Annotated in this window: 11 protein-coding genes and 2 pseudogenes; 7 read left to right on the top strand and 6 right to left on the bottom strand. The window is 71.1% G+C overall.

Annotation, left to right across the window (positions count from 1 at the left end; translation table 11 throughout):
• Window positions 1–24: 24 nt before the first annotated feature.
• The 3 genes and pseudogenes from QUE51_RS08675 (at window position 25) to QUE51_RS08670 (ending at window position 2,266) form a co-directional block, all read left to right on the top strand.
• Window positions 25–1,452, top strand: coding sequence for a polysaccharide biosynthesis protein (locus tag QUE51_RS08675; protein ID WP_286279116.1), 1,428 nt, complete (start codon window positions 25–27; stop codon window positions 1,450–1,452).
• Window positions 1,353–1,913 (top strand): annotated as a pseudogene (locus QUE51_RS17980) (NAD-dependent epimerase/dehydratase family protein); the annotation flags it as partial. The gene QUE51_RS08675 and the pseudogene QUE51_RS17980, both read left to right, overlap by 100 nt.
• 80 nt (window positions 1,914–1,993) lie before the next feature.
• Window positions 1,994–2,266 (top strand): NAD-dependent epimerase/dehydratase family protein, encoded by a 273-nt coding sequence (locus QUE51_RS08670; protein WP_286279115.1) that lies wholly within the window; start codon window positions 1,994–1,996, stop codon window positions 2,264–2,266.
• A 13-nt stretch (window positions 2,267–2,279) separates the two neighbouring features.
• Here the strand turns inward: QUE51_RS08670 and QUE51_RS08665 are convergent, their stop codons facing one another.
• The 4 genes and pseudogenes from QUE51_RS08665 to QUE51_RS08650 all read right to left on the bottom strand — a co-directional run bounded on the left by QUE51_RS08665 (window position 2,280) and on the right by QUE51_RS08650 (window position 8,101).
• Window positions 2,280–3,461 (bottom strand): acyltransferase family protein, encoded by a 1,182-nt coding sequence (locus tag QUE51_RS08665; RefSeq protein WP_286279113.1) that lies wholly within the window; start codon window positions 3,459–3,461, stop codon window positions 2,280–2,282.
• 131 nt (window positions 3,462–3,592) lie between these two features.
• Entirely contained in the window at window positions 3,593–6,304 is a 2,712-nt protein-coding gene (locus QUE51_RS08660; RefSeq protein ID WP_286279112.1) for an LGFP repeat-containing protein, read from the bottom strand.
• Window positions 6,305–6,497: 193 nt separating this feature from the next.
• The gene (locus QUE51_RS08655; RefSeq protein ID WP_286279110.1) at window positions 6,498–6,932 is read right to left on the bottom strand and encodes a hypothetical protein; all 435 of its coding nucleotides are present in this window, start codon (window positions 6,930–6,932) and stop codon (window positions 6,498–6,500) included.
• Between the two features lie 57 nt (window positions 6,933–6,989).
• Window positions 6,990–8,101, bottom strand: a pseudogene (locus QUE51_RS08650) (5-(carboxyamino)imidazole ribonucleotide synthase).
• Between the two features lie 66 nt (window positions 8,102–8,167).
• Here QUE51_RS08650 and QUE51_RS08645 point away from each other — a divergent pair.
• On the top strand, window positions 8,168–8,701 hold the full coding sequence (locus QUE51_RS08645) for a GtrA family protein (protein WP_286279109.1): 534 nt from the start codon (window positions 8,168–8,170) through the stop codon (window positions 8,699–8,701).
• 391 nt (window positions 8,702–9,092) lie between these two features.
• On the opposite strand, the gene QUE51_RS08640 is transcribed toward QUE51_RS08645, so the two are convergent.
• Window positions 9,093–9,701 (bottom strand): PH domain-containing protein, encoded by a 609-nt coding sequence (locus QUE51_RS08640; protein ID WP_286279107.1) that lies wholly within the window; start codon window positions 9,699–9,701, stop codon window positions 9,093–9,095.
• A gap of 6 nt (window positions 9,702–9,707) precedes the next feature.
• Entirely contained in the window at window positions 9,708–10,490 is a 783-nt protein-coding gene (locus QUE51_RS08635; RefSeq protein WP_286279105.1) for a biotin--[acetyl-CoA-carboxylase] ligase, read from the bottom strand.
• 60 nt (window positions 10,491–10,550) lie between these two features.
• Between QUE51_RS08635 and QUE51_RS08630 the strand changes: the two genes are divergently transcribed.
• The 3 genes from QUE51_RS08630 (at window position 10,551) to QUE51_RS08620 (ending at window position 13,442) form a co-directional block, all read left to right on the top strand.
• Entirely contained in the window at window positions 10,551–11,345 is a 795-nt protein-coding gene (locus tag QUE51_RS08630; RefSeq protein ID WP_286279104.1) for a polyprenol monophosphomannose synthase, read from the top strand.
• Window positions 11,346–11,604: 259 nt separating this feature from the next.
• Window positions 11,605–13,233 (top strand): acyl-CoA carboxylase subunit beta, encoded by a 1,629-nt coding sequence (locus QUE51_RS08625; RefSeq protein WP_286279326.1) that lies wholly within the window; start codon window positions 11,605–11,607, stop codon window positions 13,231–13,233.
• On the top strand, window positions 13,230–13,442 hold the full coding sequence (locus QUE51_RS08620) for an acyl-CoA carboxylase subunit epsilon (protein WP_286279102.1): 213 nt from the start codon (window positions 13,230–13,232) through the stop codon (window positions 13,440–13,442). The genes QUE51_RS08625 and QUE51_RS08620 overlap by 4 nt, the downstream gene beginning before the upstream one ends.
• The last annotated feature ends 73 nt before the right edge of the window (window positions 13,443–13,515 follow it).

Below are 13,515 nucleotides of genomic sequence, written 5' to 3'. Positions count from 1 at the left end.
TCGGGCCGGGTACGATCGAGGGCGATGAGCAACGCCAACGGGGCCGGAACGGCCGATCGCCCTTCAGCCGCCGGTCCTGCAGGAGGCAAGCGCGTCCTGATCGCGGGCCGCGGCACCGCGGGAACCTCGCTCGCGGCGGATGTGGTCGCGGCAGGCGATGTCGCGGTGGGATTCCTCGACGACTCCTCGGACGCCCCGGACGTCCTGGGCCGCCTGGAGGACGTCGCCGAGGTCTCAGCGCGCGAGCGGGTGGACGTCGTGTACTTCGCGATCCCCTCGGCGGACGGCGACGTGCTGCGCGACTTCGTGTCGCGCGTGCCCCGCCCCGGGGTGGAGCTCGCGATCATCCCGAGGACCTACCGGATCGTGTCGCGCGAGCGGGTCTCGATCGACGACCTCACAGACGTCGACGTGCTCGACTTCGTCGGGCGGGCACCGGTCAAGCACGACATGATGAGCGCCCGCGAGCTGCTCGCCGGCAAGCGCGTGCTCGTGACCGGCGCGGCCGGATCCATCGGATCCCGGCTCGTCGCCCAGATCCACCTGCTCGACCCGGAGCTCGTCGTCTGCGTCGACCGCTCCGAGAGCGGGATCTTCCATCTCGGGCGCAGCCTGGCGGACATCCCGAACTTTGCCCTCGAGATGGCGGACATCCAGTCCGAGGGGCGCATCGCGCAGCTCATGGACAAGTACAAGCCGGAGTTCGTCTTCCACGTCGCCGCCTACAAGCACGTCCCGCTGATGCAGGACAACGCCGTCGAGGCGTTCAACAACAACGTCTGGGGCACGCTCAACGTGGTCACCCAGGCCATCCGTGCGGGCGTGAGCCGGGTCGTCAACGTCTCGACCGATAAGGCTGTGCACCCCACGAACGTGATGGGGGCCACGAAGCGGATCGGCGAGCTGATCCTGCGCGACCTCGACGCCGGGAGCTCCACCGTGCTCTCCGCGGTGCGCTTCGGCAACGTGCTCGAGAGCGAGGGGAGCGTCATGCAGACCTTCCGCCGCCAGCTCGCCGCCGGCAAGAACCTGACCGTCACGCATCCCGACATCACGCGCTACTTCATGACGATCGACGAGGCGGCGCAGCTCGTGATCCAGACGGCGACGTCGAGCCGTCACGGCGACCTGTTCGTGCTCGACATGGGCGAGCCGGTGCGCGTCCTGGACCTCGCGCGCGGGCTCATCGACGCTGTGAACCCCTCGCTCGCCATCGACATCATCGGCCTGCGGCCGGGCGAGAAGATGTACGAGGAGCTCTCCTACCGCGCCAGCTCGGTCGACGCCACCACGCATCCGAAGATATTCGTGGTGCGCGAGGACGACCAGCACGCTCGCGGAGAGACGGTGGCGTGGGCGCGCGCGCTCCTCGAGCGCACGCGCACCTACACGATCTCGGACGCGGAGCTTCGGGCCGAGCTCGTCCGGTTCGGCTTCGACGCGCTGCAGTGACCGCCCGCCGCACGCTGATCGTCGGCGCATCCAGCCCGCTCGGTGCGGCGGTCGCCGCCGAGCTGCGGCGCTCCGGCGAGCAGCCCGCCCTCGCCTCGCGGCGGGGTCCGGTGACCCTCGACGTCACCGATGGCGCGTCCGTCGCGGCCGTTCTCGCGGACGGGTACGAGCGGATCGCGTATCTCGCCAACCCCTCGTCAGCGGACCCGTTCACGACGAGGCGCTACCTGCACGCTCTGGCCGACTTCGCCGACCACGCCAGGGACGCCGGCGCCCGGCGCCTGGTGTTCGCCTCCAGCGGCGCCGTCTACGGCACGGGCACGCGGGAGCCGCGCCCGGAGACCGCTCCCCTGCACGGGGCTTCGGAGTACGCCCGCCTCAAGGCGGAGAGCGAGAGCGTGCTCGAGGCGGCCGCCCATTCGGGCCTGTCCGTCGTCGCCCTGCGCATCTTCAACGCCTACGGACCCGGTTGCTCCGCCTCGCTCCTGAACCGCCTCGCGGACCCGGAGGACAGGCCCCGGCTGCAGGTCTCCCCCGCTTCGTGCGCGACTACATCCACGCGGACGATGTCGCTCGCGCGTTCGCCTCGGCGCTCGATGCCGAGCTCGACGGCTTCGCGGCCGTCAACGCCGGGACCGGTCGCGCCGTCAGCAACGCCGACCTGGCGGGCCTGTTCCCCTCCGAGGCCTACGAGCCGGTGCCGCCCGGCGAGGACACGTTCAGCGTCGCCGATCCCGAGCTGGCCGCGACCCTGCTCGGCTTCCGCGCCCGCCACCGGGTCGAGGAGCTCGCCGCCTCAGCCGCTTCGGACTGACGCAGCGCGATTCTCACGCGTCCGCGCCCACCCGCTCGACGACAGGCGCGGCAGCGTGCGCGGCCGCGCCGACGCCCGCGTCCGCCTCGAGGATCTCCTCGCTGGCCGTCTGCTTGCCCTGCCCGGGCCACGCCCGCTCGAACGCGAGGTTGAGCACCTTGCGGGCAGGGGTCTCGAAGAAGCGCCAGCAGAGGTAGGACGCAGCCGCGACGGCGGCGAGGCAGCCGACGACGAACAGGTCACGGCCGACGCCGACCAGGACCATGTTCTCGGTGAGCAGGTAGCCGTAGCCGAAGATCACCCAGTGCAGCATGTACAGCGAGTAGGACGAGAGCCCCGCGATCTGCATCGGCTTGGTGGTCATCAGCGCGACGACGGGGCCGGTCGGGGCGGCGAGCGACCAGACCCACAGAGCCAGGAAGGGCATGATCAGGAGCGGCTGCGCGGCGTAGCAGGCGAGAACGACCGCGACCGGCGCGACGATCTGAACCGCGGCCATCATCCGCGGGCTGAAGGTGGGCCGACCGGCGACCCGCAGCAGCACCCCGGCGACGAAGACCAGCATCAGGTCAAGGAGCCACCGGTAGGGGAAGTCGAATCCCGGGAGGTAGGCGACGACCGTGAGGGCGAGCGCGGCGGGGACGCACAGCCACCGCAGCCGCGCCGCCTTGATCCGCAGCGCCGCGAACAGGATCACGGGGAAGATCAGATAGGCGACCATCTCCGCGCTGAGGCTCCAGGACGGCGCGTTCCAGGGGTACACCGCCATGGGATACGGCGAGCCGAGGACCTGCACCATCATCGCGGAGCCGAGGAAGCCCCCGATCGAGAACCAGTCCGGGTGGGCGGAGCCCCAGTAGTCGTGGACGATCACCGCGTTCCAGAGGACGGGGACCGCGAGGACCAGGGCCAGGACGTTCACCGGCCACAGCCGTGCCACCCGGCGCCAGAAGAAGCGGACCGGCTCGCGCTTCGAACGGAGCAGCCGCGCCGATCCGTAGTTGTGCCAGATGATGTAGCCGGACAGCAGGAAGAAGAGCGGCACGCCCTTCGGCCCGTACGCCAGAACCGGCTCCAGCAGCCGCAGGGTGTTCGACGCATCGAAGAGCGGGCTCTGGAAGTGGAAGAGTGCCACCCAGACGGCGCCCACGATGCGAAGACCGGTGAGTGCGGGGATCGGCTCTGGACGGTTCATCGAGCGTCGACACTACCCGGCGCTCTCGGTGACCCCGATTGGCGCACCGGCGCGCCGCGACGCCACGCCGGACTGGGGCGGGGACGCCCCCGCCCCCGCCCCGCTGCCGTACGCCGTCGGCAGAACGCCGATCAGGAGATCGAGATGGCTCCGTTCACGACCGTGAAGACGCCGCCCTGGAAGGTCTGCGTGTAGGTGCCGGTGGCCGGCGAGGCCGACGGCGCTCCGGTCGGGAACCCGAGGGATCCGAACTCGCGCCCGTACCAGCCCCAGGCCTGCACGACCCCGGCGGGCACCGCGTAGATGCCGGCCGGGCTCTTCACTACCCAGCCGTTCGCGAACTGCTGGTAGCAGTTCCCGCCCTTCAGGGTGCAGTTGACGCCGGGGGTGGCTGCGCCGAGCCACGGGGAGGCCGCGATCGTGTCCTGCCACGGGTTCGCCACCGTCACGCCGATGGACCCGTTGGTTGCGGCGATCGACCCGCCCTGGAAGGACTGGGAGAAGTTGCCGGTCGAGGGATCCGCCGTCGGAGCGCCGGTGGGATAGCCGAGGTTGCCCTGCTCACGGCCGTACCAGCCCCAGGCCTGCACGACCGACGCCGGCACCGCGTAGATGCCCGCCGGGCTCTTGACGACCCAGCCGTTCGCGAACGGCTGGTAGCAGCCGCCGCCGGCCAGCCCGCAGGACTGGCTGCCCGTGGAGGAGCCGAGCCAGCTCGTGCTGACGATGGTGTTCCACCAGGGATCCGTCGTGGAGGTCAGCGCCGCCCCGCCGTTCTGGAAGGTGATGACGCCGCCCTGGAAGGACTGGGTGTACGACCCGGTGGACGGCGCCGCGGAGGGCGCGCTCGTCGGGAACCCGAGGATCGCGTACTCGCGACCCCACGAGCCCCACGTGCTCACGACGGCGCTGGGCACCGCGTAGATGCCCGCCTTGCTCTTGACGACCCAGCCGCCGGCGAAGGCCTGGTAGCACGCGCCGTCCTTCAGGCTGCAGGACTGACCCGAGGTCGCGGACCCCAGCCAGGGCGAGGTGAGGATCGCGTTCCACCAGGGATCCGTGCTGGAGGTCACGGCCGCGTTCGCGCCGGTCGCGGTGATCGTCCCGCCCTGGAAGGTCTGGGTGTACGTGCCGGAGGTGGGAACGGCCGACGGCGCGCCGGTCGGGAAGCCGAGGATGTCGTACTCCCGGCCGTATGCACCCCAGGTCTTCACCACGGAGGTGGGCACTGCGAACACACCGGTCGGGGCCTTCACGACCCAGCCGTTGGTGTACGGCTGGTAGCAGGCGCCGCCCTTGAGGGTGCAGGACTGCGGACCGGTCGAGGCGCCGAGCCACGGGGACTTGATGAGCGTGTCCCACCACGGGTCGGTGCTCGACGTCACGGCGCCGACGCCGTTGGTGACCGAGATCACGCCGCCGGCGAACGCCTGCTGGTAGGTGGCGCCGCCGGGAACGCTCGGGTCGCCGATCGGCACACCCAGCATGCCGGTCTCACGGCCCCAGTTGCCCCATGCCGGGCGCACCTCGTTGGGGACGACCCGCAGCCCGCCCGCGGTGCTCGTGACGAGCCACGCTCCGTCGAACTCCTGGACGCACATGGACGAGTTGCACCAGCGGTCCGTCAGCGGCAGCCCCACGAGGCCGTACTCGCGACCCCAGTTGCCCCACGCGTTCCGCTCGGTGGTCGGGACGACCCGGTAGCCGATCCGGTCGCTCCGGACGATCCAGCCGCCCTGGAACTCCTGGCGGCAGGCGCCGCCGCCCATGTCGCAGCGCTCATCCGTCGTCGGGTAGCCCAGCCAGTCGTACTCGCGTCCGTAGTTGGACCAGGCGCCGAGGTATCCCGGGCGCACGCCCTGGACGTTGCCGGCAGTGGCCTTGACGATCGCGCCGCCGGAGAACTGCTGGCTGCACCCGCCGGGCGCCGCACAGGAGTATCCGGACGTCGGGTAGCCGAGCCAGCTGGCGTTCGCCTGGTAGTAGGCGGCGAACGGCGTTCCGACCTCCACCTGGGTGGAGCCGAACCAGTCGCTGAAGTAGTTGAAGAAGTTGCGATTGCCGTACGCGGAGCAGCCGTCGCCGAGGCCGTAGCCGGCATTGAGCGCCGCCTGGTTGGGGGTGTACGGCGTGTAGACGTAGAGGCTGTGGGTCGCCTGGTTCTCCACATACACCGACTTGGTGCCGCAGTCCGGGCGGTTCGCCTGGTAGGAGATCGCGCTGGTCTGGCGGACCGGATACATCTGGTCGAACCGGGTCGAGTAGCTGGTGCCGTAGCCGGTGCCCGCGGGCTGCGTGTAGCGCTTCAGCAGGTACGCGCCGTAGTGCAGCTGGTTGAAGAAGCCGTAGTAGTTCACGTCGCAGTCGGCGGTGTCCGGGCAGCCGGCTCCCATCGCCGAGCGATACTGCCGCGAGGCGGGCCAGCTGTCGGCCACCAGCCCCTGTTCCTTCTGCAGCATCACCAGGAGGACCTGCGGGTTGATCCCGCAGGAGCGCGCGACCTTGACGATCATCGTCGCCGCGGACTCATAGGCCACACCCTGATAGGTGCCGCACATCGGATCCGCCGCGATCGTCGGGGTGTTCTCGCGGTAGTCCTTTAGACAGGTGTAGCCGGACTGGCAGACCGGCACCTTGGCGTTGAGGAACGCCTGCACCTGCTGCTCGTTCATGGCGCCGCTGTTGTACATCAGGCCGTCGCTGATGATGCTTCCCGCCCGGAAGGCGGAGAGATCCGCGGCCTCGGCGGTCTGGGCCAGCCCCGGGGTCAGCACACCCGCCACGACGGCTGCAGCCGCCGTCAGGGACAGCAGGATCCGCCCGATCGCGCTCTTTCGTCGCATGGTTTTCGGACCCCCAGTTTGAAGCAATGCGGCACACCCCCTGCGCCGTGCGCTCTCGCGCATGTCCCCACATGGTAGGCAACATCTCGCCGCTCGTCAGGGGAATCGCGCAGAGACTCCCCCTGACTGGGGGCACGCGGCATCCTCCGGCGGGGGCGCGTCGTGGACTATGCGGGCGGCGCTCCGCAGGGAGTCAGGAGCCCATGGTGACGCTGGATGCAGAGGGTGTTCCGCTGATCGTGCAGTCGCGAACCTCGGCGGTCACGTTGGACTTGAACGCCACGTAGTAGGAGTCACCGCGGGGCTCCACCATTGCGTCCGGGGAGAACTGGCTCCAGTCGGTAGCTCCCGCGTTGTTCCACTCCACCTTGCAGGCCCCGATGAGCTCCTCATTCGTCCACTCCGCCGGAGGGACGTTGGTCTGCTCGGGGGCATCGGGGGCGCGGGAGGGCTCGGGCTCGTCCGTCGGAATCGGCGCCGGGGCGGGCGCCGCGCTCGACGCGCCGGTGTCCGACGTGATCGGCGAGGTTGCCGACACCGGCACCCCCGCGGTGCAGCCGGACAGCAGGAGCACTGCGGCGAGGGCGACGACGGCGGAGCTGCGGGCGGCGATCTGATCGAGTCTCATGGCAGGAGACACGGTAGGGGGCGGGAGGCCCCTCTCCGCGGAGGAAACGCCGCCGCGCTACTCGAAGACCGCGGCGACCGCGCGGGCGCGGTAGGCGACGTCGTCGAGCTCGGTGCCGGTCACGGTCACGTGCCCGACCTTCCGACCCGGCCGCGGCTCCTTGCCGTAGCCGTGCACCTTCGCGACCGGCTCCACCGCCAAGGCTCGGGGATAGCGGTCGGCCAGGGTCCCGGTCTGCGGGCCGCCGAGGATGTTCACCATGACGCTCCACGGGTCCCGGCTGCCCGTTGCGCCCAGCGGGAGGTCGAGGACCGCGCGCAGGTGCTGCTCGAACTGGCTGGTCGTGGACCCGTCGATGGTCCAGTGGCCCGAGTTGTGAGGCCGCATCGCGAGCTCGTTGACGAGGACCCGGTCGTCGGCGGTCTCGAACAGCTCCACCGCCAGGACTCCGACCACGTCGATCGCCTCGGCGACCTGGAGCGCGATGTCGCACGCGAGGTCGGCCACCCGCCCCGCCGCCCGGGGTGCGGGCGCCACGACCTCCGCGCAGACGCCGTTGCGCTGTACCGTCTCGACGACCGGCCAGGCGACGGTCTCCCCGAGGGCCGGCGAGCCACGAGCTGCGCGAGCTCGCGACGGAACACGACCGCCTCCTCCGCCAGCAGCTCGCCCTCGGCCAGCCAGTCGGCGGCATCCGACGAGGAGGTGACGACGCGGACGCCCTTGCCGTCGTACCCGCCGCGCGGGGTCTTCACGACGGCGCGGCCGTCGTGGTCCGCCAGGAATCGGTCGAGGTCCTCCGCGGTGCGGATGCGCGCCCAATCGGGAACGGGCAGGCCGAGACCCGACAGCCGCTCGCGCATGAGGAGCTTGTCCTGCGCGTAGAGGAGCGCGTGCGGACCGGGACGCACCGCGACGCCGTGCGCGACGAGCTCGCGGAGCACCGGCTGCGGGACGTGCTCGTGGTCGAAGGTCACGACGTCCACCGTCTCGGCGAAGGCGAGAACGGTCGCGGCGTCCGTGTAGTCGCCGACCATGGTCGTGGCCTGCCGGGCGGACGACCCCTCGGCCTCCGCCAGCACCTTGAGCTCGATGCCGAGCTCGACCGCGGCCGGGATCATCATGCGGGCGAGCTGCCCTCCGCCCACGACCCCAACGCTCAGGTTCATGATCCCCCTGCTGATCTAGACTGACGACTCCCGCACAATCTTGTCCTATCGGAGCGGACTTCCTGCATGGCTGATCCCACCCGCGGTCCGGGCGGCGCCACCACCGGAGAACAGGTGGGAAGGCTGGTCCGCCAGCTCTTCGCATTCGCCCTCGTCGGGGGCGTCGGCTTCGTGCTCGATCTCGCGGTGTTCAACGCCCTTCGGCTCACGCTTCTGGCGCCGGAGATGCACGGGCAGGGGCCCATCCTCGCGAAGACCATCTCGACGGCGGTCGCGATCGCCGCGAACTGGGTCGGCAACCGATATTGGACCTTCGGTCCTCACCGTCGTGCCGACAGCGGGCGCGAGGGCATCGAGTTCCTCGCCGTGAGCCTGCTCGGGATGGGCGTCGGGCTCGGCTGCCTGTGGATCTCGCACTACGCCCTCGGCTACACGTCGCTGCTCGCCGACAACATCTCGGGCAACGTGATCGGCCTGATCCTCGGATCGGTCGTCCGCTTCTCGCTGTACCGCTACTGGGTGTACCACCCCGAGCGGACGGGGCGGCCTCGCCGCCGCCGGGTCCCCGCCACCGCGGTCACGGAGTCCAGCGGCTCCTGAGCTCCGCAGCGGTTCGGCGACCGCCTGTGCGCTTGGTGCCTCGCACTCCTCATCGAGCGCACCCCGTAGCACCGAGCGCACCTCGTATACGGGGCGCGCTCGGTGGCACGGGGTGCGTTCGGCGATGAGGCCGCGCGCTCGGCGCCCCTCCCCGTTCAGAGCACCAGGCGTCACGCACCACCCCACCCATGCTGCGTCTTGAGCCCAACCAGCACCCCGTGCCGAGTGGCCTGCGAACCGCACGTCCCTCACGGACCCCGGGCGCACCCAGCACCGGGCGACTTGCCACAAAATCACGCTTCTAACGCTCCTTAGCGTGATTTTTCGGCAAGTCGCCCCACTCCCCGGTGCGAGCGGGCGGACCCGCGATCGACCGCGGACGTGACGGCACTCAGGGGTCGAACGGCCGCCGGGTCGCCTGGATCTGCTGCTGCCGCTTGGTGCCGACGACGTGCGTGCTGAGCTCCATGAGGTCGGCCAGGGCGGCCTGGACCTGAACGGCGGCGGGGACGTCCTTGAGCACGACGGGGTCCTCGCCGCCCGTGTCCACGATGATGTCGCCGCTGCCCGAGATCGCCTGCAAGGGGCCGCGGCGCAGAGTGACGTCGTACCCGCGCGTGAGCAGGACCTCCTGCCGGCTCCGGATCACGAGGCCGCGGCGCAGCACGATCCGCCGCGTGGTCAGCGTGTAGACCCGCCCGAGCCAGCGGAGGAACGGGATCACGCCCAGCAGCACGATCAGGACGAGGGCCGCGAAGGGCAGCGCCGTGTTCTCCCACGGCTCTGGCATCCGGCCGGTGAAGTAGCCGGCGGCGCCGCACACCGCGAGCACCGCGATGCCGGGGAGGATCAGCCGGCGGGCAGAGGAGTGCATCCGGGCGACGACGCTCTCCGATGACGATCCGCGCTTCGGAGCGCCGATCGCCTCTCCGGGCGCGTTGGAGCGCCCGCGCCGAGACTGCCCCACCGCGGCGTCGGTCGTGCCGGCCCCGCTCGCCATGACCTATTAATACCGCAGGTGAGTCACGTCGCCCGCCGACACGGACACGATCTTCGGGTCGAGGCCGGGCGAGGCGGCGTCGGGCCGCACCTCCAGGCGACCATCCGCCCCCAGACCGGCCGCAGTGCCGCGCAGGAGCTCCCCGGACGGCAGTTCCACGGTCACCGCACGGCCGAGGGTCGAGCACGCGGCCATGACGGCGGCGCGGAGGCCGCTTCGGTCCGGGTCCCCGTCGGCGGCGACCAGCGCGTCGAGGAGACCGGTCAGATCGCCGAGTACGCCCGCCAGCACGGTGTCGGCATCGGCCGAGACGCCCTCGAGCGCGAGAGACGTCGCCGTCGGCACGGGCAGCTCGTCGGCGGTCAGCGTCAGGTTGATCCCGACCCCCACCACCACGCCTCCGCCGCCCGGCAGCAGCTCGGCGAGGATGCCGCAGACCTTGCGCTCCCCGATCAGCACATCGTTCGGCCACTTGAGGCTCGCCTCCGCGCCCAGCCGGCGCAGGGTGCGCGTGACGGCCAGGCCGGTGAGGAGGGGCACCCAGCCGAGAGCGTCCGCCGGAAGCGTGGGGCGCAGCAGCACGGAGGCGGCGAGCGAGGTCCCGGCCGGAGCGGACCAGACCCGTCCGCGACGTCCGCGGCCGGCGGTCTGGTCGTCGGTGGCGACCACGGAGAGGTGCGGCCACGGGTCCGCGCCACCGGCGCGCGCGACCAGCTCGTCGTTGGTGGAGCCCGCGCTCGGCAGCACGGCGATCCGCGCGGCGAGCTCGGCCGTGCGCTCGAGATCCACGCTCCCACGCTACTGGGAGGCGTCCGGAACACGCCCGGCCGCCCGCCTAGGATCGGACGTGTGCCCCGATCGGCGAACACTCCCCCGCGGGGCCGCGCACTCGTCGTCATCCCGACCTACAACGAGATCGCGAACCTCGACGCCGTCGTGCGTCGGGTCCTCGACCTGAACGCCGACCTCGACATCCTCGTGGTCGACGACTCCAGCCCGGATGGAACCGGCGAGCTCGCCGACCGGCTCGCCGCCGAGGAGTCGCGCGTCTCGGTGCTGCACCGGGCCGGCAAGGAGGGGCTCGGCCGGGCCTATCTCTCCGGATTCCACCGGGCGATGGTGCTCGGCTACCCCGCCGTCGTGGAGCTCGACGCGGACGGATCCCATCCGACGGCCTCGCTGCCGGCGATGATGGACGCCCTCGAGGCGGACCCGTCCCTGGGCGTGGTCATCGGCTCCCGGTGGGTCCCTGGCGGGACGGTCGTCGACTGGTCGCCCTTCCGCCAGCTGCTCAGCCGGGCCGGCAACACGTACGCCCGCTGGATGCTGTCCCTGCCGGTCCGGGACTCGACCGCCGGCTACCGCGCGTACCGCACGAGCGCGCTCGACGCGCTGCCCCTGCGCGACGTGCACTCGCGCGGCTACTGCTTCCAGATCGACATGACGATCCGCCTGCACGACGCCGGATTCGGCATCTCCGAATTCCCCATCGAGTTCCGCGAGCGCACGGCGGGCACGAGCAAGATGAACAACGCGATCGTCCTCGAGGCGATGGCCCGGGTCACGGTGTGGGGCGTCGAGCGCCGCCTCCGGGCCGTGCTGCGCCGCCTCCGGGCTGTGGCGCCCCGCCTCCGGTCCCGCTGACCGCTCCGCCGCCATCTGCGCGGATCAGGAGGATTCACGCCGTTCAGGCCTCCGGCCGTATTTCGCACGCGGTTCAGGAAGACACGCCGTCTCCGCGCAGGCATTGCCTGATCCGCGGGAGGGCCGGGCTGCAGAAATCGGGCGTCTGCGGGGCGCACTCGCACCGCATCACGGCACCGGCTTTGTGCGAAACGTCAACGGGGGCGCGGAGAAGGGGGCCGGTAGGGTGAACGGCGTGACGGAGACGAACCTGGCCGGCGTGGGCGACGGGGAGCGGAAGGTCGTCGGCGACGCCGCCGCACCGGCTCCCGCGGACCTGTATACGACGGCCGGGAAGCTCCAGGACCTGCGCGAGCGGTACCACGAGGCGGTCACCGCGAGCGGCGCGGCCGCCATCGAGAAGCAGCACGCGAAGGGCAAGAAGACCGCCCGCGAGCGCATCGAGCAGCTGCTCGACCACGGGTCCTTCGTCGAGCTGGACGAGTTCGTGCGGCACCGCACGCACGCCTTCGGCATGGAGAAGAAGCGGCCGTACGGCGACGCGGTCGTCACGGGGCTCGGCACAATCCACGGCCGCCAGGTCGCCGTCTACTCCCAGGACTTCACGATCTTCGGCGGCTCCCTCGGCGAGGTCGCGGGCGAGAAGATCATCAAGGTGATGGAGCACGCGCTGAAGACGGGCGTGCCGATCATCGGCATCCTGGATTCCGGCGGCGCGCGCATCCAGGAGGGCGTGGTCGCCCTGGGGAAGTACGGCGAGATCTTCCGCCGGAACACCGCGGCGTCCGGCGTGATCCCGCAGCTCTCGATCGTCATGGGACCCGCGGCGGGCGGCGCCGTCTACTCCCCGGCGCTCACCGACTTCGTGATCATGGTCGACAAGACGAGCCAGATGTTCGTGACCGGGCCGGACGTCATCAAGACGGTGACCGGCGAGGACGTCGGCATGGAGGAGCTCGGCGGCGCGCTCACCCACAACACCCGGTCCGGGGTCGCGCACTACCTGGCCAGCGACGAGGACGACGCCCTCGACTACGCGCGCACGCTGCTGTCCTACCTGCCGGACAACAACCTGTCCGAGCCGCCCGTCTACGAGGCGGAGGCGGAGCTCGAGATCACCGACGCGGACCGGCGGCTGAACACCGTCATCCCCGACTCCCCGAACCAGCCGTACGACGTGCACACGGTGATCGAGCACATCGTCGACGACGGCGAGTTCCTGGAGACGCAGCCCCTGTTCGCGCCCAACATCGTGGTCGGCTTCGGCCGCATCGAGGGCCGGTCGGTGGGCATCATCGCGAACCAGCCGAGCGCGATGGCCGGGACGCTGAACATCGACGCGGGAGAGAAGGCCGCCCGGTTCGTGCGGTTCTGCGACGCCTTCTCGATCCCGATCCTCACCCTCGTCGACGTGCCCGGCTACCTGCCCGGCACCGACCAGGAGTGGACGGGCGTCATCCGCCGCGGCGCGAAGCTCCTCTACGCCTACGCCGAGGCCACCGTCCCGCTGGTCACCGTGATCACCCGCAAGGCCTACGGCGGGGCCTACATCGTCATGGGATCGAAGCAGCTCGGCGCCGACCTCAACTACGCGTGGCCGACCGCGGAGATCGCCGTGATGGGCGGCCAGGGCGCGGTCAACATCCTCTACCGCGGCGAGATCCGGCGGGCCGAGGAGGCCGGGGAGGATGTGGCCGCCGTGCGCACGCGGCTCGCGAACGAGTACACGTACAACGTGGCGAGCCCCTTCCTGGCTGCGGAGCGCGGCGAGCTGGACGGCGTGGTCGAGCCGGCCGCCACCCGCATCGTCGTGGTGAAGGCGCTGCGCGCTCTGCGCACGAAGCGCGCGGACCAGCCGCCGAAGAAGCACGGCAACATCCCGCTGTGAGCACCGAGAGCGCAGAGGACGCGGCGCCGCTCGACGTCCGCGTGGTGCGGGGCACGCCGACGGACGAGGAGCTCGCCGCCGTCCTGGCGGTCCTGCAGGCGACGGCCACGCCCTCGGAGCGCCGCGAGACGCCGAAGCGGCGCACGCCGTCGGGCTGGGAGCGCAGCATCCGCGACCTCCGCGCCCACCTCCCCTCCACCTGGCACTGACGCCGGGGACGGGACGGCCCACCACAAACGACGGGCTGATTTCGAGACGCGCCCTGCGGCCGCTCCTCAATCA

The organism is Naasia aerilata (assembly GCF_030296595.1).
Classification (GTDB): Bacteria; Actinomycetota; Actinomycetes; order Actinomycetales; family Microbacteriaceae; genus Naasia; species Naasia aerilata.
Note: the sequence above shows the minus strand (reverse complement) of the source record. Positions and strands in the feature narration are given on the sequence as shown.